This window comes from Pseudomonas sp. EA_65y_Pfl2_P74 (assembly GCF_963970575.1).
Taxonomy (GTDB): domain Bacteria; phylum Pseudomonadota; class Gammaproteobacteria; order Pseudomonadales; family Pseudomonadaceae; genus Aquipseudomonas; species Aquipseudomonas baetica_A.
In genome coordinates this window covers 24518-45469 of the sequence record NZ_CAXAOQ010000035.1, presented here as the reverse complement: position 1 = coordinate 45469, position 20952 = coordinate 24518, and the positions used below count along the sequence as shown (strand labels likewise).

The 20952-nt window shown below is 60.1% G+C and carries 14 protein-coding genes; 5 read left to right on the top strand and 9 right to left on the bottom strand.

Features of this window, described 5'->3' with window-relative positions; all coding sequences use genetic code 11:
• Nucleotides 1-26: 26 nt before the first annotated feature.
• From AACY18_RS24070 to AACY18_RS24055, 4 genes are all read right to left on the bottom strand, one after another.
• Nucleotides 27-1976, bottom strand: a complete 1950-nt coding sequence (locus AACY18_RS24070) for an acetyl/propionyl/methylcrotonyl-CoA carboxylase subunit alpha (RefSeq protein WP_339466309.1) — start codon at nucleotides 1974-1976, stop codon at nucleotides 27-29.
• Nucleotides 1976-2791, bottom strand: a complete 816-nt coding sequence (locus tag AACY18_RS24065) for a gamma-carboxygeranoyl-CoA hydratase (protein WP_339466308.1) — start codon at nucleotides 2789-2791, stop codon at nucleotides 1976-1978. Before AACY18_RS24065 ends, AACY18_RS24070 begins: the two co-directional genes overlap by 1 nt.
• A gap of 116 nt (nucleotides 2792-2907) precedes the next feature.
• Nucleotides 2908-4515, bottom strand: coding sequence for a carboxyl transferase domain-containing protein (locus tag AACY18_RS24060; RefSeq protein ID WP_221730427.1), 1608 nt, complete (start codon nucleotides 4513-4515; stop codon nucleotides 2908-2910).
• Between the two features lie 12 nt (nucleotides 4516-4527).
• Nucleotides 4528-5691, bottom strand: a complete 1164-nt coding sequence (locus AACY18_RS24055) for an isovaleryl-CoA dehydrogenase (RefSeq protein WP_339431988.1) — start codon at nucleotides 5689-5691, stop codon at nucleotides 4528-4530.
• A 294-nt stretch (nucleotides 5692-5985) separates the two neighbouring features.
• Here AACY18_RS24055 and AACY18_RS24050 point away from each other — a divergent pair, with 294 nt between their 5' ends.
• Nucleotides 5986-7683, top strand: coding sequence for an AMP-binding protein (locus tag AACY18_RS24050; RefSeq protein ID WP_339466307.1), 1698 nt, complete (start codon nucleotides 5986-5988; stop codon nucleotides 7681-7683).
• 665 nt (nucleotides 7684-8348) lie between these two features.
• Here the strand turns inward: AACY18_RS24050 and AACY18_RS24045 are convergent.
• From AACY18_RS24045 to AACY18_RS24035, 3 genes are all read right to left on the bottom strand, one after another.
• Nucleotides 8349-9248, bottom strand: a complete 900-nt coding sequence (locus AACY18_RS24045) for a hydroxymethylglutaryl-CoA lyase (RefSeq protein ID WP_339466306.1) — start codon at nucleotides 9246-9248, stop codon at nucleotides 8349-8351.
• A 66-nt stretch (nucleotides 9249-9314) separates the two neighbouring features.
• Nucleotides 9315-9716 (bottom strand): MerR family transcriptional regulator, encoded by a 402-nt coding sequence (locus tag AACY18_RS24040; protein WP_339431991.1) that lies wholly within the window; start codon nucleotides 9714-9716, stop codon nucleotides 9315-9317.
• A 73-nt stretch (nucleotides 9717-9789) separates the two neighbouring features.
• Nucleotides 9790-10719, bottom strand: coding sequence for a LysR family transcriptional regulator (locus tag AACY18_RS24035; protein WP_339431992.1), 930 nt, complete (start codon nucleotides 10717-10719; stop codon nucleotides 9790-9792).
• Nucleotides 10720-10891: 172 nt separating this feature from the next.
• On the opposite strand from AACY18_RS24035, the gene AACY18_RS24030 reads away from it, so the two are divergent.
• Nucleotides 10892-12121 (top strand): acyl-CoA dehydrogenase, encoded by a 1230-nt coding sequence (locus tag AACY18_RS24030; protein ID WP_221730422.1) that lies wholly within the window; start codon nucleotides 10892-10894, stop codon nucleotides 12119-12121.
• A gap of 68 nt (nucleotides 12122-12189) precedes the next feature.
• On the opposite strand, the gene AACY18_RS24025 is transcribed toward AACY18_RS24030, so the two are convergent.
• Entirely contained in the window at nucleotides 12190-13524 is a 1335-nt protein-coding gene (locus tag AACY18_RS24025) for a phosphate ABC transporter substrate-binding/OmpA family protein (RefSeq protein WP_339431993.1), read from the bottom strand.
• Nucleotides 13525-13711: 187 nt separating this feature from the next.
• On the bottom strand, nucleotides 13712-14524 hold the full coding sequence (gene xthA / locus AACY18_RS24020) for an exodeoxyribonuclease III (RefSeq protein WP_339431994.1): 813 nt from the start codon (nucleotides 14522-14524) through the stop codon (nucleotides 13712-13714).
• A 241-nt stretch (nucleotides 14525-14765) separates the two neighbouring features.
• Here xthA and AACY18_RS24015 point away from each other — a divergent pair, with 241 nt between their 5' ends.
• From AACY18_RS24015 to AACY18_RS24005, 3 genes are all read left to right on the top strand, one after another.
• The gene (locus AACY18_RS24015) at nucleotides 14766-15416 is read left to right on the top strand and encodes a GNAT family N-acetyltransferase (RefSeq protein ID WP_221730419.1); all 651 of its coding nucleotides are present in this window, start codon (nucleotides 14766-14768) and stop codon (nucleotides 15414-15416) included.
• A gap of 66 nt (nucleotides 15417-15482) precedes the next feature.
• Nucleotides 15483-17210 (top strand): autotransporter assembly complex protein TamA, encoded by a 1728-nt coding sequence (locus AACY18_RS24010; RefSeq protein ID WP_339466304.1) that lies wholly within the window; start codon nucleotides 15483-15485, stop codon nucleotides 17208-17210.
• Nucleotides 17207-20881, top strand: a complete 3675-nt coding sequence (locus AACY18_RS24005; protein WP_339466302.1) for a translocation/assembly module TamB domain-containing protein — start codon at nucleotides 17207-17209, stop codon at nucleotides 20879-20881. Before AACY18_RS24010 ends, AACY18_RS24005 begins: the two co-directional genes overlap by 4 nt.
• Nucleotides 20882-20952 lie beyond the last annotated feature (71 nt).

Below are 20952 nucleotides of genomic sequence, written 5' to 3'. Positions count from 1 at the left end.
CGCCAGGCGCAGGATCGATCCTTCACTCACGCTTCTTCCAGTTCAACCAAAGCGCTGCCTTCGCCGACCATTTCGCCTTCCTGGCAATACAGCGCTTTGATCACCCCGGCATGTGGTGCGCGGATGCTGTGTTCCATCTTCATGGCTTCCAGCACCACCAGTTGCGCACCGGCCTCGACCTTCTGCCCGGGCTCGACCAATACCCGTACGATGCTGCCGTTCATTGGCGCAGTCAGACCGCCCTGATGAGTGTGACTGGCTTCGGCCGCACTGATCGGATCGTACGCCTCGATACGCCGCAACTCGCCATCCCAGCGCAGATACAGCGAATCTCCCTGACGAATAGCGCGCAACGTGCGACGTACGTTCTCTTGCTCAACCACCAGCGTCTCGCCCGTTAGTGTGGCGTTGCCACCTGAACTCAGCGTCAGCGCTCGATCCTGGCCCTCACAGCTCAAGTGCAGGGTGAATTCCTTCGGCAGGCCGGTGCGCAATCCGCTGTTAAGCGACCACGGCGAAGAAGGATCGTCCGCCCGCATAACGCCCGGCAGACTCTGCGCGAACGCCTGCGCCGCTGCATCCCAGAAAGCATCGCTCAACTCGCCCGGCGGCGGCAGTAGCTGCTCCTGATAACGCGGAATAAACCCGGTATCCAGTTCTGCTGCCGCAAACGCCGGGTGAGCGATGATGCGTCGCAGGAAGTTGATGTTGGTTTTCAACCCGCCAATGGCGAATTCGTCGAGCATGCACAACAAACGCAGGCGCGCCTGTTCACGATCCTCTCCCCAGGCGATCAACTTGCCGAGCATCGGGTCATAGAACGGCGAAATTTCATCACCTTCTTCAACGCCACTGTCGACTCTGCGCCCCGGCCCCTCAGCCGATTCGCGATACAGCTGCAAGCGGCCAGTCGCCGGCAGAAAATCATTTGCAGGTTCTTCGGCGTACAACCTGACCTCAATCGCATGGCCGTCAAGCGGCACTTGATCCTGCGTGATCGGCAGCGTTTCACCACGGGCCACGCGGATCTGCCAGGCCACCAGATCAAGACCGGTAATCGCCTCGGTCACCGGGTGCTCAACCTGCAGCCGGGTGTTCATCTCCATGAAGAAGAATTCGCCGCGTGCGTCGAGCAAAAACTCCACCGTCCCCGCGCCGACGTAACCGATGGCCTGTGCCGAACGCACCGCCGCTTCACCCATGGCCTTGCGCAGTTGCGGCGACAGGCCCGGTGCCGGGGCCTCTTCGACCACTTTCTGATGGCGGCGTTGAATCGAGCAGTCACGCTCATTGAGGTACAGGCAATGGCCGTGCTGATCGGCAAACACCTGGATTTCCACATGACGGGGTTTGAGCAGGTATTTCTCTACCAGCATCCGCGAGTCGCCGAATGACGACTGCGCCTCACGCTGAGCGGAGGCGAGGGCTTCAGCCAGTTGACTGACGTCCTCAACCACTTTCATGCCTTTGCCGCCACCACCGGCCGTGGCCTTGAGCAACACCGGGTAACCGATGCGTTCGCAGGCGTCACGGAAGGTGTCGATATCCTGTGCTTCGCCGTGATAACCCGGCACCAGCGGTACACCAGCGGTTTCCATCAGCGCTTTGGCGGCTGATTTGCTGCCCATGGCGTCGATGGCGGACGCGGGTGGGCCAAGAAATATCAGGCCCGCCGCCTCGATAGCGCGGGCGAACCCGGCGTTTTCGGAAAGAAAACCATAACCCGGATGAATCGCTTGAGCGCCGCAGGCCTTGGCCGCCGCGATCAGTTTGTCGATTTGCAGATAACTGTCAGCCGCTTTGCTGCCACCGAGATCAACACGGATATCCGCTTCTCGGCTGTGCCGCGCTTCACGGTCGGTAGCGCTGTGCACCGCGACAGTGGTCAGGCCCAAGGCTTTGGCGGTGCGCATGACCCGGCAAGCGATTTCGCCACGGTTGGCCACCAGCAGGGTGGTGAGAACAGGTGCGCTCATCAACGCGGCTCCTTGGTGGTGGTTGCGGCTTGCCAGTTCGGCGGACGTTTTTGCAGAAAGGCACGCAAGCCTTCCTGGCCTTCGGGGCTGACGCGGATACGCGCGATGGCGTTTTCGGTGTAGCGGCGCAGGGCCGGGGTCAGTGAGCCGTTGCCGACTTCGCGCAGCAGATCTTTACTGGCGCGCAGCGCAGCGGGGCTGTTGAGCAGCAGGTTGTCGATCCATTGCTCAACCTGTTGCTCCAGCTCAACGGCCGCATAGCTCTCGGACAATAAACCGAGTTCTCGCGCTCGCTGGCCGCCAAAACGCTCAGCGGTCAGGGCATAACGACGTGCTGCGCGTTGACCGATGGCTTGCACCACGAACGGACTGATCACCGCCGGCGCCAGACCGATGCGTACTTCCGACAGGCAGAACTGCGCATCATCGGCGCCGATGGCCATGTCGCAGCAACTGATCAGGCCCAATGCGCCACCGAACGCTGCGCCTTGCACCACGGCCAGCGTCGGGATTTTCAGTTTGGCGAGGTTGTACATCAGCTCAGCCAGCTCGCGCGCGTCGTCCAGGTTGGTGTGGTAGTCGAGTTCGGCCGATTGCTGCATCCAGGCCAGATCGGCGCCGGCGCTGAAGTGCCGGCCACGGCCGCGCAGCAGCAGGAAGCGCAGGCTGGTATCGCTGGCAACCTTGTCGAGGGCCAGGATCAGTTCGCGGATCATCTGGGCATTGAAGGCGTTGTTCTTTTCTGCACGGTTGAGCCACAGCGTCGCGAAACCCCGTGGGTCACTGTGCAGTTCGAGGGTGTTGAAATCGCTCATATTCGTCCATCTCCACGGTCCTTGTGGGAGCGGGCGTGCTTGCGAAAGCGTCTATTGAGTCACATCCATAGTGGATGTGCCGCCGTCTTCGCGAGCAAACCTGCGCCCACAAAACATCACATCCGGAACACGCCAAAGCGGCTCGGTTCGATAGGCGCGTTCAGTGACGCGGACAAGGCCAGGGCCAGCACATCGCGGGTCTGCGCCGGGTCGATGACGCCGTCGTCCCACAGGCGTGCACTGGAGTAGTACGGGTGACCCTGCTCTTCGTACTGGTCGAGGATCGGCTGCTTGATCTCGGCTTCCTGTTCCGCACTGAAGGCCTGGCCGCTGCGTTCGGCCTGTTCACGCTTGACCTGCACCAGCACGCCTGCTGCCTGTTCGGCGCCCATCACGCCAATCCGCGCATTCGGCCACATCCACAGGAAGCGCGGATCGTAGGCCCGGCCGCACATGCCGTAGTTACCGGCGCCGAAGCTGCCGCCGATGATCACGGTGAATTTCGGCACCTTTGCACACGCCACGGCGGTGACCAGTTTTGCGCCGTGCTTGGCGATGCCGCCCGCCTCGTATTTCTGACCGACCATGAAGCCCGTGATGTTTTGTAAAAACAGCAGTGGAATACCGCGCTGGCAGGCCAGTTCGATGAAGTGCGCGCCTTTTTGCGCGGCTTCGGCGAAGAGGATGCCGTTGTTGGCGAGAATCGCGATCGGATACCCGTGCAGATGTGCGAAACCGCACACCAGCGTGGTGCCGAACAGCGCCTTGAATTCATCGAACACCGAACCGTCGACCAACCGCGCAATCACTTCGCGCACATCGAACGGTTGCTTGGCGTCCGCCGAAACCACGCCATACAACTCGTCGCTGGCGTACAGCGGAGCAATCGGCGTGCGCTGCTGCACTTCGCCGAGTTTGCGCCAGTTGAGGTTGGCGACGCTGCGGCGGGCGAGGGCGAGGGCGTGTTCGTCGCTCTCGGCGTAATGGTCGGCGACCCCGGAAATCTTGCAGTGCACATCGGCACCGCCCAGCTCTTCGGCGCTGACCACTTCACCGGTCGCGGCTTTCACCAGCGGCGGGCCGGCGAGGAAAATCGTCGCCTGATTGCGCACCATGATCGCTTCATCGGCCATCGCCGGCACATACGCGCCGCCCGCCGTGCACGACCCCATCACCACGGCAATCTGCGCAATGCCCATCGCGCTCATGTTGGCCTGGTTGAAGAAAATCCTCCCGAAGTGCTCGCGGTCCGGGAACACCTCGTCCTGACGCGGCAGGTTGGCGCCGCCCGAGTCCACCAGGTAAATGCACGGCAGCCGGTTCTGCTGGGCGATGGTCTGGGCCCGCAGGTGTTTCTTCACCGTCAGCGGGTAGTACGAGCCTCCTTTTACGGTCGCATCGTTGGCGACGATCATGCATTCGACGCCTTCCACGCGGCCGATCCCGGCAATCACCCCGGCGGCTGGCACGTCCTCACCATAAACGGCGTAAGCCGCGAGTGGGCTGATTTCCAGAAACGGCGAGCCCGGATCGAGCAAGCGGTTGATCCGCTCACGCGGCAGCAGTTTGCCGCGTGAGGTGTGACGCTCCTGAGCTTTCGCGCCGCCGCCCTGGGCCACTTGGGCGAGCAGGGTGTGCAGGGCGTCGACTTGTTTGAGCATCGCTGCGCTGTTGGCGGCGAATTCCGCTGAACGAGGATTGAGCTGAGTGTGCAGGGTAGCCATGGTCAGCTCCGTTTAGCGGGTTTCGTTGAACAGTTCGCGACCGATCAGCATGCGACGGATCTCACTGGTGCCTGCGCCGATTTCGTACAGCTTGGCGTCACGCAGCAGGCGGCCAGCCGGGAATTCGTTGATGTAACCGTTGCCGCCAAGAATCTGGATCGCGTCGAGGGCCATTTGCGTGGCGCGCTCGGCGGTGTAGAGGATCACCCCGGCGGCGTCCTTGCGCGTGGTTTCACCGCGTTCGCAAGCCTGAGCCACTGCATAGAGGTAGGCACGGCTGGCGTTCAGTTGGGTGTACATGTCGGCGACTTTGCCCTGGATCAGCTGGAATTCGCCGATGCTCTGGCCGAACTGCTTGCGGTCGTGGATGTACGGCACGATCAGGTCCATGCACGACTGCATGATCCCGGTCGGGCCGCCGGACAGTACGACGCGTTCGTAATCGAGGCCGCTCATCAGGACTTTCACGCCGCCGTTGAGGGCGCCGAGGATATTGTCTTCCGGCACTTCGACGTCATCGAAAAACAGCTCGCAGGTGTTGGAGCCGCGCATGCCGAGCTTGTCGAACTTGTTGCTGCGGCTGAAGCCTTTCCAGTCACGCTCGACGATGAACGCGGTGATGCCGTGCGGGCCTTTTTCCAGATCGGTCTTGGCGTAGATCACGTAGGTGTTGGCGTCGGGGCCGTTGGTGATCCAGGTTTTGCTGCCGTTGAGGACGAAGCGGTCGCCGCGTTTGTCGGCGCGCAGCTTCATCGAAACCACGTCGGAGCCGGCATTCGGCTCGCTCATCGCCAAAGCACCGACGTGCTCGCCGCTGATCAGCTTGGGCAGGTATTTGATTTTCTGTTCGTGGTTGCCGTTGCGGTTGATCTGGTTGACGCAGAGGTTGGAATGCGCACCGTAGGACAGCGCCACCGAGGCCGAGCCGCGGCTGATTTCTTCCATCGCGACCACATGCGCCAGATAACCCAGGCCTGCACCGCCGTATTCTTCCGGCACGGTGATGCCGAGCAGGCCCATGTCACCGAACTTGCGCCACATGTCGGCCGGGAACAGGTTGTCGTGATCAATCTGCGCAGCACGCGGGGCGATCTGATCGGCGACAAAGGACTGAACCTGATCGCGCAGCATGTCGATGGTTTCACCGAGGGCGAAGTTCAGGGATGGGTAGCTCATGGGTCACCTTTTGGCTTTTTTGTAGGGTGGGGAGGGCGGTCGGCTCTCACCTTTACGTTAACGTAAGCCTGCGATGAATGACTGTCAATCACCCTTTACGTTAACGTCAACTTGAGCGAGAGTAGGAGTCGTTCAAGATCGAAAACGGATTGTCTTTTGTGGGGCGAGCTTGCTCGCGAAGGCGGTGGTTCAGTCGCCATATTGGTTGAATGACACACTGCCTTCGCGAGCAAGCCCGCTCCCATCAAAAATAGAACTCCGGTAAACCCACTAATAAAGACAATAGGGGTCATCATGGATCAACCCAGTGCAAACCCGCAGCGCAGCTACACTCGCGGCTCCCAGGAGCAAGCTTTGCTGGCGATGACCATCGGTCAGCAGTTCGACCAGACTGTGGCGCAATACCCGGACGGCGAGGCGCTGGTGGTGCGTCATGAGCAGTCGCGCTATTCCTGGCGGCAACTGGGGGAGGCCGTGGATCTGCATGCCCGGGCCTTGCTCGCATTGGGATTGCAGACGGGTGACCGCCTCGGTATCTGGGCGCCGAATGGCGCGCAGTGGTGCATCACGCAAATCGCCACGGCAAAAATCGGTGTGATCCTGGTCAACATAAACCCGGCCTACCGCAGCTCCGAACTTGAATACGTATTGAAGCAATCCGGCTGCCAATGGCTGGTCTGCGCCGGGTCGTTCAAGTCCTCCAACTACCACGCCATGGTGCGGGGGCTGGCGCCGGAACTGGCCGAGCAATCCATCGGCCAGTTGCGCAGCGAGCGCCTGCCGGATTTGCGCGGAGTGATCAGTCTCGATGCGCAGCCGCCTTCAGGTTTTCTGCCGTGGTCGCAACTGGCCGATCTGGCAGCCAGTGTCCCCCTGGAGCAATTACGCGACCGCAGCAACAGCCTGCACTTGGATCAACCCATCAACATCCAGTACACCTCCGGCACCACCGGTTTTCCCAAGGGCGCGACCCTCAGTCACTACAACATCCTCAATAACGGTTACATGGTCGGCGAAAGTATTGGCCTGACGCCCCTTGATCGGCTGGTGATTCCGGTGCCGCTGTACCACTGTTTCGGCATGGTCATGGGCAACCTGGGCTGCATCACCCACGCCAGTACGATGATTTACCCCAGTGACGCCTTTGATCCGCTATTGACCCTGCAAACCGTCGCCGAAGAGAAAGCCACCGGGCTGTACGGCGTGCCAACCATGTTTATTGCCATGCTCGATCAACCGCAGCGCGCCGGGTTCGACCTGTCGAGCCTGCGCACCGGGATCATGGCTGGCGCCACGTGTCCGATTGAAATCATGCGTCGGGTGATCAACGAAATGCACATGAGCGAAGTGCAAATCGCTTATGGCATGACCGAAACCAGCCCGGTATCGCTGCAAACCGGTCCAGATGACGAACTGGAACTGCGCGTGACCACCGTCGGCCGCACCCAGCCGCAACTGGAAAGCAAGATCATCGATGAGGCTGGCAACCTCGTACCCCGAGGCACCATCGGCGAACTCTGCACTCGCGGTTACAGCGTAATGCTCGGTTACTGGGGCAACCCGCAAGCCACGGCCGAGGCCATCGATGACGCGGGCTGGATGCACACTGGCGATCTGGCGAGCATGAATGACGAGGGTTACGTGAACATCGCCGGGCGTAACAAGGACATGATCATCCGGGGTGGCGAAAACGTTTATCCGCGCGAGCTGGAAGAATTTTTCTTCACCCATCCAGCAGTGGCGGACGTGCAGGTAATCGGCATTCCCTGTTCGCGTTACGGGGAAGAGATCGTCGCCTGGATCAAATTCCATCCCGGTCACAGCGCTTCGCAGCTGGAACTGCAAACCTGGTGCAAGGAGCGCATCGCGCACTTCAAGACGCCGCGGCACTTCAAGTTCGTGGAGGAGTTTCCAATGACGGTGACCGGCAAGGTCCAGAAATTCAGGATGCGCGAGATCAGTATCGAGGAGTTGAGAGAAAAGCAGGCCTGAAAACATTCAACGGTGGGGGCAGGATTGCACGCGATAGCGCAGTGTCAGAAACATAGGTGTCGACGGAACCTGCGCCTTCGCGAGCACGCCTGCTCCCACAAAAGGTCGGTTGTGAAACAAGAATGGCAGAAAGCACAAAGGGGAGCCGAGGCTCCCCTTTAATTTTGTCGTCGCGTGCTCTTTTTATTATTGAGGCTCGGTCTGTTGTTGTTTTTAGCAACCGTGGCCTTCTACCGCTTTTTTGGCGACCCCCATCCGGGGTCAAGAGCAAACGTATTTTTTTGAGCGCTGATTTGCTTTCTCGTTAAACGATCCAACCGATTCGGGAGCTACCTGAAGGTAGTTTTATTGTTCTCTGCCCGGTTGCGGGTCACTCCTGAGAGCACCCTGAAAAGCACACCTTCTCCAAAAAAATCTGTTAGCTGCGTCTCTGCCGTGTTGTTCTTGTTATGTCAGAGTCGGTACGTCTTATTTTTATTGGTTTGCTGCTTTTTATTCTTGTTATGCCATAGAGATAGCAGAACGCGTGCCAACTTTCAAAAAGCTATATAAATCAATAGCTTGGCGTTTCTCTTGTTTTTTTCGTTCTGTCAAAGCCAGACAATTTGTTTCCGTGTTACTCGTTTAAGCCCACATTGGCGACACCGCGGTAACACCGTCCCTCATTACTGTGCGCTACGTGCCTTGGCCACACGCGAACCGCTCGGGCGACCGAGCACCGCGCTGATCTGCTGGCCTGCGTCAATCAAGGCGTCCAGGTCGATACCGGTTTTGATCCCCAGGCCGTTGAGCAGGTACACCACGTCTTCGGTCGCCACGTTACCGCTCGCGCCTTTGGCGTAAGGGCAGCCGCCGAGTCCGGCGATAGAGCTGTCGAACACCGCAATGCCTTCGAGCAGACTGGCGTAGATGTTGGCCATGGCCTGGCCGTAAGTGTCGTGGAAGTGCCCGGCGAGTTTGTCCCGTGGCACTTGTGCCGACACCACGTCGAACAGACGCCGGGTCGCGCCAGCCGTGCCAGTGCCGATGGTGTCGCCCAGCGATACTTCATAGCAGCCCATGGCGTACAACTCCCGGGCAACCATGGCCACTTGCTCTGGCGCGACCGTGCCTTCATAAGGGCAGCCAAGCACGCAGGAAACGTAACCGCGCACGGTAACGCCGTGTTGTTTCGCCGCATCCATGATGGGGGCAAACCGCGCCAGGCTTTCACTGATCGAGCAATTGATGTTGCGCTGCGAGAACGCTTCGGACGCGGCGGCGAACACCGCGACTTCCTTGACCCCGGCCGCGATAGCGTCTTCGAAGCCGCGCAGGTTCGGCGCCAGTGCGCCGTAGGTCACGCCGGGTTTGCGCTGGATCTGCGCGAAGACTTCGGCAGAACCGGCCATCTGCGGGACCCATTTGGGCGAGACGAAACTGCCGACTTCTATATAGCCCAGACCTGCGGCGCTCAGGGCATCGACCAGTTGCACCTTGTCAGCGACGCTGATGGGCTGGGCTTCGTTCTGCAGGCCATCGCGAGGGCCGACTTCGATCAGGCGTACTTCGGAGGGGAGGGACATTGGGCGGACCTGTTCTTTTGAATTCGAGATGACCCCCTCGTGGGAGCGGGGAGATGTTGTGTTCAATTACTGCGCTATCTGCTGGCTCTTGAGTGTCAGCTCCAGTGCCTGTACGCAGCGTTCTTCGGCGGTATCGAGTTCCAGCTTCATCTGTTCGATGTCGAGCAACTGCTGCTCTAGCTGTTCGCGGCGTTCGCTGATTTTCGCCAACATGCTGTTGAGCTGTTTGGTGTTACCGCTGGACGGGTCGTAGAGCTCGATCAATTCGCGACATTCGGCCAGCGAGAAACCGATGCGCTTGCCGCGCAGGATCAGCTTCAGGCTGACTTTGTCGCGTGGCGAATAGATGCGTTCCTGGCCTCGGCGCTCGGGGCTGAGCAGGCCTTGCTCTTCATAAAAGCGGATCGCCCGTGTGGTGATGTCCAGTTCACGGGCGAGGTCGGAAATGCTGTAGGTCTGGCTGCTCATGAAAGCGCTCGGAAATAGGGGCTTGGCGCTAAGCTAATGGCTGCTTTACGTTTACGTCAAGCGACGCAATGCCTTACACCTTATCCAGTTTTTTCTCATGCGCCGTCACCTGCTGGCACAACTCGATCATCTGTTCGCGCATCCAGCGGTTGGCCGGGTCCTGATCGGTGCTTTCATGCCAATACAGGTGAGTCTCCACCGGCGGCACATCGTTGACCGGCAAATTAAACGCATGCAGTTCATGCCGACGGGCAAAACGCTCCGGCACGGTCATGACCATGTCGGTCTGCTGCATCACTTGGGATGCCATCAGGTAGTGCTGGGAGCGCAGGGCGATCTTGCGCTGAATGCCCATTTTGCCCAGGGCCAGATCGACATAACCCAAGCCGCTGCGACGGCTGGAAATGTGGATATGCGTCAGCGACAGATAGTCATCGAGGCTGAGTTTTTCCTTGCCAGCCATCGGGTGCCCCTTGCGCATCGCGCAGACGTAGCGGTCTTCCATCAGCTTGACGTGGCGCACCTGCGGGTCGGTGTTGAGTGGCGCATCGACGGCAAAATCCAGTCGCCCGGCCGCCAGTTCCTTGGTGGTTTCCCGGCGTTTGGACAGAAAACTTTCGATGATCACTGTCGGGGCCAGTCGGCGCAAACGCTGGAACAGCGGCGGCAGAATCACCGCTTCAGTGAGGTCGGTCATGCTGATGCGATAGGTCTTGGCCGCTTGCGCCGGGTTGAAAATACGGCTTTCCTGAACCGACACTCGCAACAGCGACAGCGCGTTGCGCACCGGGCCGATGATGTTCTGCGCCATCGGCGTCGGCACCATGCCCTGGGCCGTACGCACGAAGAGCGGGTCGTTGAAGGTCTCGCGCAACCGCGCCAATGCGTTGGACACCGCTGGCTGAGTGATGCCGACAATCTGCCCGGCGCGGGTCAGGTTGGCTTCGGTGTAGATCGCGTCAAAGACGATGAAAAGGTTGAGGTCGACCTTGCTCAGATTCATAACGCGGCTTCTCTTGTTTTTAAGGGCAGGTGTTTTAGGGGCTGACGATCACTGGATCATATATCGGTGATGAATGTTTATACACGCCGAGAATAGGCTAGGTAAATTATCAACGCTGTTCTAGCATCGATTGCATGACCTGAACAACCTCTCGAAAAAGAAGGTACTGCCCATGGATTTCGCTTATTCGCCCAAGGTGCAAGAACTGCGTGAGCGCGTGACCGCGTTCATGGACACTTACGTTTACCCGGCCGAAGCCGTGTTTGAACGCCAGGTTGCCGAAGGCGACCGCTGGCAGCCGACCGCGATCATGGAAGAGCTCAAAGCCAAGGCCAAGTCTGAAGGACTGTGGAACCTGTTTCTGCCCGAGTCGGAACTCGGCGCCGGCCTGACCAACCTCGAATACGCACCGCTGGCGGAAATCATGGGCCGCTCCTTGCTGGGGCCAGAGCCGTTCAACTGCTCGGCGCCGGACACCGGCAACATGGAAGTGCTGGTGCGCTACGCCAACGAAGAACAGAAACAGCGCTGGCTCGAACCGCTGCTGCGCGGCGAGATCCGCTCGGCGTTCGCCATGACCGAGCCGGACGTTGCCTCGTCCGACGCCACCAACATGGCCGCCCGCGCTGTGCGTGATGGTGACGAGTGGGTGATCAACGGCAAGAAATGGTGGACCTCCGGCGCCTGCGACCCGCGTTGCAAAATCCTGATCTTCATGGGCCTGAGCAACCCTGATGCGCCGCGCCACGCCCAGCACTCGATGATCCTCGTGCCGGTCGATACCCCCGGAGTGAAAATCGTCCGTCCGCTGCCGGTGTTTGGCTACGACGATGCACCGCACGGTCACGCCGAAGTGTTGTTCGACAACGTGCGCGTGCCGTACGAAAACGTCCTGCTCGGTGAGGGACGCGGCTTCGAAATTGCTCAGGGCCGACTTGGCCCCGGCCGGATTCACCACTGCATGCGGTCGATCGGCATGGCTGAACGGGCGCTGGAGTTGATGTGCAAACGCTCGGTGAACCGCACGGCATTTGGCAAACCGCTGGCACGCCTGGGCGGTAACATCGACAAAATCGCCGACTCGCGAATGGAAATCGACATGGCCCGTTTGCTGACGTTGAAAGCGGCGTACATGATGGACACCGTGGGTAACAAAGTCGCCAAGAGCGAGATCGCGCAGATCAAAGTCGTCGCGCCGAACGTGGCATTGCGCGTGATTGACCGAGCGATTCAGATCCACGGCGGGGCCGGGGTGTCGAACGATTTCCCGCTGGCCTACATGTATGCCATGCAACGCACCCTGCGGCTGGCCGATGGCCCGGACGAAGTGCACCGTGCGGCGATCGGCAAGTTCGAGATCGGCAAATATGTGCCGAAGGAAATGCTGCGCAGCGAGCGCTGATCCCGCGCCGCGTTATCGTTCTTCGCGAGCTTGCTCGCGAAGACGTCAATGCAGGTGCCAATGAGCACTCAATACACCCAAACCTCCACTCGCCGATTCTTGATCCGGCCTTCATCGGCACTGTTGGTCGCCACCGGCATCAGCGCCCCAAAGCCACGAACCTCACGCAATACCACGCCGTTCTTGACCAATTCGCGCCGCACCGCCATCGCCCGCAATTTGGACAGCAGATCCGCGCGCGCCGGGTCATCCTTGGCATCACCAAACCCCACCAGTGTTACCGCGCGATCGGTCTTGTCGTGACCCTTTATATAGTCGAGCACCCGTGCCAGATCTTGCCGCGCCTTGTTATCCAGGCTGGCGCTACCTTCTTCAAAACGGAAGTTCACGGTCAGACGTTGGGCGTGGCGGCTCAGGGATTGATAGCCCTCGGGCATCAGCGAGTTGGGAGTGACGCTCATCGCCCGCACGGTCTGACTGATAAAGCCGTTGGCGGCGACAATCGTCTGGCCCTGAGGGCTTTGCGCAAATGCCACCAACGCTCTCGCCCACAGGTTTTTGCTGTCTGGCGGCAGATAGAAGAACAGCCGTCGGGACAGCGGATAGTCTTCGGTGGCAATCAGATTGTTAAGCGCCAGCATCGATTGCGAAGCGCCATCAGCGATTGCCACGGCTTTTGCCTGACGCACATAAGGCAGGCCAATGAAGCCAATGCCTTGCGGGTCACTGCTCACGGCGTCGGATAACTGCTCGCTGGATTCGAACCTTTTCGCCTCAATGCTCAGATTTTTCCCACGAGGGCTGAGGACCAGTTCCTTAAACGTGTCGTACGTGCCGGACTGATCATCCCGCGCATATAAATGAATCGGGCCGTCACGACCGCCGAGGTCTTTCCAGGTTTTCACCTCGCCACTGAAGATGCGCGCCAGTTGTTCGGTGTCCAGTTGCTGCAGCGGGTTGTCGGGGTGAAGGATGATCGCCACACCATCGATGGCAATGACTTGCTCGGCAGCGGGATTTTTCAGGTCGCCCAGCGATTGCAGGCTGAGCAACTCGCTGTCCTTGATCTCGCGGGAGGAGGCCGCCAGATCGGCGCTGGCGTTCTTCAACGCGGCGAAACCGGTACTGGAACCGTGGGCGGCGACTTCCACCACGACGCGTTTACCTTGGGCGGTCAGGCCGACGATGCGTTGTTCGTTGGCGGTATCCGGGGGCTCGCGGTGGATTTTCAGCAGGCCTTGTTCCTGCAAGAGACCTTCGACCAGCGCCGGGCCGAGTTCAGCGCCGATGGTGTTGGAGCCTTGAATGCGCAACGCCGGGCCGTTTTCGGGTATCGGCAGGGCAGCGGCAGAGACCGTCAGCCCTGCACTCAATAGAAAAACGAACAGAACACGCAGGATCATGCCGGCACCGAATCAAGCCAAGGGGATTGCCGGGGAGATTAAGTCAGTCGCATGACCAAAAGATTACAGCGCCTCAGCCTGGGTGCGGGCGTGCTCGCGGATGGCGGCGTATCAGCTGGATTGTCGTCAACGGATACACCGAATTCGCGAGCATGCCCGCACACAGGGGAATGTGTGATGTCCGGGATCAGCTCAATTCAAGCCAGATCGGCGCATGATCCGACGGTTTTTCCATGCCGCGCAATTCATAGTCCACGCCCGCCGCTTTCACCCGTGGCAGCAGGCCGTTGGAGGCCAGGATCACGTCAATGCGCAGGCCACGCTTGGGTTCGTCTTCAAAACCACGGCTGCGGTAGTCGAACCAGCTGAACATGTCGGTCACGTCCGGGTTCAGGTGGCGATAGCTGTCGGTCAGGCCCCAGTTTTTCAGGCGTGCCATCCATTCGCGTTCTTCCGGCAGGAAGCTGCATTTGCCGGTTTTCAGCCAGCGCTTCATGTTGTCCGGGCCGATGCCGATGTCGCAATCTTCTGGGGAAATGTTCACATCGCCCATCACCACCAGCGGCTGTTCGTTGTGGAACTGGCTTTCCAGCAGTGCTTGCAGATCGCTGTAAAAACGCTGCTTGGCCGGGAATTTGGTGGGATGGTCGCGGCTTTCACCCTGAGGGAAGTAGCCGTTCATGATCGTCACCGGCACGCCGTTGGCGTCGGCGAAGGTGCCCCAGATGAAACGGCGCTGAGCGTCTTCTTCATCGGTGGCGAAACCTTTATGGATGGCAATCGGTTCCTGGCGCGAGAGCAGGGCGACGCCGTAATGGCCTTTCTGGCCATGGTAAGAGACGTGGTAGCCCAGGGCGCGCACGTCTTCCAATGGAAACTGGTCGTCGTGGACTTTGGTTTCCTGCAGGCCGATCACGTCCGGCTGATGTTTTTCGATCAGCGCTGCCAGCTGATGCGGACGGGCGCGCAGTCCGTTGATGTTGAAGGAAACAATCTTCATGGTCGGCAGTCCTGGCAAAAGGGCGATGCTAGCTGACATGTGGGATGGGGGCCAGTGTGGGGTGGGAGAAATCATTCTGGTCTGTGGGATGTGTGTTGCCTGGGCGTGCTCGCGAAGAGGCCCGCCCAGTCGATGAAGATCCCGAGTTGGTCTATACCTGAGGGGAACTGCGCCAACACCAAAAGGTTCGTACCAACAAGAGCGCAGCCATTTGAGCTGCGCCCCGGGGAGAATCACCGTCATGCCTGAAACCCAGACCGCCATCGCCGACATCCACATGCTCGACCGCGGTTATTCGCGCGAAGCCCGATCACTGCTGTATCAGGCCTATCGCCACGAGCCGACCTTCGGCTACCTGTTCGAAGCCGAGCGTCCCGGCTATGAGCAGCGGGTGCGCGCGACGGTGAGGGAACTGGTCAAGCAACACTTCCTGCAGGATCTGCCGGCCATTGGCCTGTTGGTCAACGACCGCTTGATCGGCATCGCCCTGATCGCGCCGCCGCAACGTCGCTTGGGCATCACCGACAGTTGGGCGTGGCGCCTGCGCATGGTGCTCAGCACCGGTTTGCGTTGCACTCGGCGCTATCTGGAATATCACGATGCCGTGTCCGCGTGCGTGCCCGGCGATTCGGTGCACATGCTGCCGCTGCTGGGGGTTCATCCGCAGTTCCAGGGCAAACACTTCGGCGAACAATTGCTGACGGCTGTGCACAACTGGTGCGCGGTGGACGAAACCTCCCAAGGCGTGGTGCTCGACACCGGCAATCCGCGATACCTGGACTTCTATAAACGTCAGGGTTATCAGGAAATTGGCGAAGTTGCCGTCGGTCCGGTGCGCGAACATGTTTTTTTCCACGCCAATCCGCAGCTGTTACAAACTGCAACAGCATAACAATCGAACTTCTTGGGAAATTTCCTGTTCTATCACGCTCCCAAGCCCGTGATAGCATCCGCGCCTATGAAGTTTCCAGGAAGATTTACCAGTGGCGTGCTCGTGCTGTTAACCAGCTGCGCGGCGCTGGCGCAAAGTGAATTGGATGTGCGGATCAAACCGTCCAACGATGAACTCAAAGCCAATATAGAAGGGTATATCGGCGGCTTGGGCGACCGTGAGGAAGAAGCCTTGCAGCGCTTCAGTCGCGGCGCCGAAGAGCAGGCGCGCAAGGCCGCTCAGGCATTGGGTTATTACCAGCCGCAGATTGAAAGTAAGGTCAAGGGCGGGGCCAAACCGCGCCTGGTGCTGAACATCGATCCCGGTGAGCCGATTCGCCTGCGCAATGTCACCATTCGCGTCGACGGCCCCGCAGCCGCTCTCAAATCCTTTCGTGTGCCGAAAAGCGACGTGCTCAAGCCCGGTGCGGTACTCAATCATGGCCGTTACGAAGACGCCAAACGGCTGATCCAGAATCAGGCCTCGCGCTTCGGTTTTTTCAGCGGCCACTTCACCCGTCAAAGACTCTTGGTGGATCCCCGCGCCGGGATTGCCGACGTCGAATTGATCTACGAAAGCGGCCCGCGTTATGCGCTGGGCACCGTCAGTTTCGAGGGCGACACGCCGTTCGACGAAGACCTGCTGCAACGCATGGTGCCGTTCAAGGAAGGTGAACCGTACGATTCCGAGTTGATCGCCGAATTGAACCGCAATCTGCAATCAAGTGGCTATTTCGAAGGCGTGCGCGTCGATGCCGCCCCGACTGCTGCGAAAAACGACGTGATCCCGGTGGACGTCAAACTCGACACCCGCAAGCCGCGCACCATGGGCCTGGGCCTCGGTTACTCCACCGACGTCGGGCCGCGAATCAAGGCCAACTGGACGCGCCACTGGGTCAATCCGCAGGGCGACAGCTATGGCTGGGAAGCCGAACTCTCGGCGCCGCGGCAAAACGTCGGGCTGTTCTATGACATTCCACTCGACCCGCCGCTGACCGACAAACTGCGTTGGGCCGGCGGTTATCAGTTTGAAGACATTGATGGCTCCGACACGTCGAGCAAGCTGTTGACCTTCGGCCCGGAATGGCACAGCAAGTTGCCCAGCGGCTGGCAACGGGTGATCTCGCTGAAATGGCAGCGCGAAGAATACGAACTCGGTGATGACTCCGGCCTGAGTACCCTGCTGATGCCTGGCATCAGCTATTCGTACCTCAAAAGCGACAACCGCATCGACCCGCACAACGGTTATCGCCTGGCCTTTGAAAGCAAAGTGGCGAAGGAGGGCGTCGGCTCCGACAACAATCTTCTGTATGGCACCGCGTTGGTCAAAGGCTTGACCACGGTGTTCGACAAGCATCGCTTCCTTGGTCGCGTGCAGGTCGGCGGCAGCGCCACCAATGGCTATAACTCGGTGCCGCCGTCGCTGCGTTTCTTTGCCGGTGGTGATCAAAGTGTGCGCGGTTACGACTACCAGAGCCTGTCGCCGGAAAACTCCAAGGGTGACCGCATCGGTGGCCGCTACATGGTCGCCGGCAGCGTGGAGTATCAATATTCGGTCGCCGAAAAATGGCGCGTCGCGACGTTCGTCGATCAGGGCAACTCTTTCAACAAACTCGAACTGCCGAACCTCAAGACCGGGGTTGGCATCGGTGTGCGCTGGGTTTCACCGGTGGGGCCGATCCGCCTCGACCTGGCCCACGCGCTGGACGACGATGGCGGCTTCCGGCTGCACTTTTCCATGGGGCCTGAGCTGTGAAGCGTGGTTTGAAAATAACGGCGCTGGCCCTGTTGGCGCTGGTGATGTTGATTGTTTTGAGCATCGCTGCGGTGTTGGGTACGCAGGCTGGCAGCCGTTGGGCGCTGAGTCGGGTGCCGGGCTTGAGCGTGGAAAATTTCCAGGGTCGCCTCGGCGGACAATGGAGCGCCGACCATCTGGTGTGGCAGCAGGACAGCAGTCGTGTCGAGCTGGACAAACCGATCTTCGCCTGGTCACCGCTGTGCCTGACCCGCATGACGTTGTGCATCGAACAGCTCAAGGCTGATCAGGTCATCCTTCAATTCCCGCCGAGCGAAGAGACCACCGAAAGCGGCCCGATCAAACTGCCGGATCTGCAATTGCCGGTGGCTATCGAGTTGGGCGACGTCGAGGTTGGCAGTTTGCTGTTCAACGGCAGCGAGCAACTCAAAGGCCTGAAACTGGCAGCGCACTGGACGGCCAAGGGCCTGCAGATCGACAGCGTGAAATTGCAGCGCGACGACCTCAGCCTGAACCTGTCGGGCCTGTTGCAGCCGACCGCCGACTGGCCGCTGAACATCGCCGGTGATCTGACTTTACCTTCGCCGAGTAGCGATCCCTGGACACTGGCGTTGAAAGTCGACGGCGATTTGCTCAAGACCCTCAACCTGCACGCCGACAGCCGTGGCTACCTCGATGGCCAGTTGAGTGGTGAGCTGCAACCGCTGGCAGATAATCTGCCGGCCACAGTGCGCATCACCAGCGAGGCGTTCAAACCGAGCGCCGACCTGCCAGACACCCTGCAACTCAATCAACTGCTGCTGACCGGTGAAGGCAACCTGAAAGACGGTTACCAGTTGCTCGGTCACGCGACGCTGCCTGCCGAACAAGGCCCGGTGGCACTGTTACTCAAAGGCAAGGTCGACGCCAGCGGCGCGCAAATCGCCGGCCTTGACCTGAGCGCCAATGACAAGCAAAGCCTCAAGCTGACCGGCAGTGTTGACTGGAGCAAAGGCATCACCGCTCAGGCCAACATCAATTGGCAGGACTTTCCGTGGCATCGGCTTTATCCGGTGATCGACGAGCCAGAAGTCGCTTTGCGCACCTTCAATGGCGAAGTCTCCTACACCGACGGTCAATACATCGGTAATTTCGCCGCCGCGCTGGATGGCCCGGCGGGGGCGTTCAGCCTGAGCAGTCCGTTCAGCGGCAGCCTCAAACAGATCGCCCTCCCGCAATTCAAAATGGAAGCGGGGCAGGGCAAGGCCGAAGGTCATGTCAACGTGCAGTTCGCCGATGGCATTGCCTGGGACACCGCGCTAGACCTGTCGGCGTTGAACCCGGCGTACTGGGTCGCGGAACTGCCGGGCACCTTGGCAGGGCCGCTGAACAGCAAAGGTGAATTGAAGAACGAACGCCTGAGCCTGACCGCCGACCTCGATCTCAAAGGCAAACTGCGTGGCCAACCGGCCGTGCTGCAAGCCAAGGCTGACGGTGCTGGCGAACAGTGGACCCTCAATGCCCTGCACATCCGTCTCGGCGACAACAGCATCAACGGTAAGGGCAGCCTGCAAGAGAAACTCACCGGGCAGATCGACATCAAGCTGACGCGCTTGGCCCAGCTCTGGCCGCAACTGCGCGGGCAGGTCAACGGTCAGGTCAACGTCGCCGGCACCTTGAAAGCGCCGCAAGGCAAACTCGGCCTGCAAGGTTCGCAACTGGCCTTCCAGGACAATCGCCTGCAAAGCCTCAACCTCGACGCCACGCTCGACAGTGCACAGCGGGCGAAAATCGATCTGAATGGCAGCGGCATTCAGGCCGGCGATACCAATCTGGGCGTGTTGACCGCCAGCGCTCAGGGCGACATCAAGAACCAGAAACTCAGCCTCGACCTGCTCGGACCGAAGCTGAAACTGGCCTTGGGCCTGGAGGGCAATCTGGACAAGGGCAACTGGCGTGGACGCCTGGCCAGCGGTGACATTCAGGCCGGTGGCCAGGATTGGAAGCTGCAAACCCCAGCCAGGCTGGAACGATTGGCCGACGGCAAAATCAATTTTGGCGCGCATTGCTGGGTGTCCGGCAGCGCCAGCCTGTGCGGTGAGGATCAACGGCTGATGCCCGATCCGAAGCTGCGCTACCACCTCAAGCAGTTCCCGATTGAAAGCCTGGCGCAGTGGTTGCCCAAGGACTTCGCGTGGCAGGGCAAGCTCAACGCCGATCTAAAACTGGACCTGCCGGCCAGCGGCCCGAACGGTGTGATCAGCGTCGATGCCAGCGGCGGCACCTTGCGCGTGCGTGAAAAGGATCAGTGGCTGGATTTCCCTTACCAGACCCTCAAGCTCACCAGCAAACTCACACCGAAGCGCATCGACACCGACCTCAACTTCGTCGGCGGCAAACTTGGTGAATTGGGTGTGCAGGCGCAGCTCAATCCCTTGCCGAAGAACAAACCCCTGAGCGGTACCTTCCGTCTCACCGGGCTGGATCTGTCGGTGGCGCGGCCGTTTGTACCCATGGTCGAGAAACTCACCGGCCACCTCAACGGCAGCGGCACGATATCCGGTGGGCTGCTGGCGCCGCTGGTCAACGGCACGGTAAAGCTCAGTGAGGGCGAAGTGTCCGGTGCCGAATTGCCGATGGAACTCAAGGATCTGCAACTGCAAGCGGTCATCGCCGGGGAATCGATACGCCTGGACGGCGGCTGGGAAAGCGGCAAGACCGGGCAGGGCAGTCTCAATGGCAACGTTGCCTGGGGCCAGGCACTCATGGTCGATCTGGCGCTCAAGGGTACGCAGTTACCCGTTAACGTCGAACCGTACGCCAAGCTCGAAGTGGCGCCGGACCTGAAGATTTCCATGGCGGGCGACGAGCTGAAGATTGCCGGCAAGGTGCTGGTGCCCAAAGGCGAAATCACCGTGCGTGAATTGCCGCCATCGACGGTAAAAGTCTCTGATGACACGATCATCGTCGGCGCGCAGACCGAAGAGGGCAAACCGCCGAAGGCCATGAAAATGGACATTGACGTGGTGGTCGGTGACGACAGACTCAGCTTCGCCGGGTTCGGCCTCACGGCCAACCTGAAAGGGCGTGTGCACATCGGCGACAACATGGACACGCGTGGCGAGTTGTGGCTCAACGATGGCAGATACCGCGCCTATGGGCAGCGGTTGACGGTGCGGCGTGCGCGTCTGTTGTTTGCAGGTCCCATCGATCAGCCGTATCTGGACATCGAAGCGATTCGCCAGACTGACGACGTGATCGCCGGTATTCGCCTGAGCGGCAGTGCTGAGCAACCGACCACGCAGATCTTCTCGGAACCGGCGATGAGCCAGGAGCAGGCGCTGTCCTATCTGGTCCTGGGGCGTCCGCTGAGCACCAGCGGTGAGGACAACAACATGCTCGCGCAAGCGGCGTTGGGCCTTGGCTTGATGGGCAGTTCCGGGGTGACCAGCAGTCTGGCCAAAGACCTGGGGATTCAGGACTTCCAGCTCGACACCCAGGGCAGCGGCACCACCACCAGTGTGGTGGCCAGCGGCAACATCTCCGAGAAGCTCAGTTTGCGCTACGGCGTTGGCGTGTTTGAACCGGCCAGCACCATTGCCTTGCGCTACAAGTTGAGCAAGAAGGTTTATGTCGAAGCCGCCAGCGGTGTCGCCAGTTCGCTGGATATCTTCTACAAGCGCGATTTCTAGCTCGCGTTGCCCATAGCCGGGTCGCGACACTGCGATCCGGCTTTTCCAGAATGAATTAGACTCACCGCAAC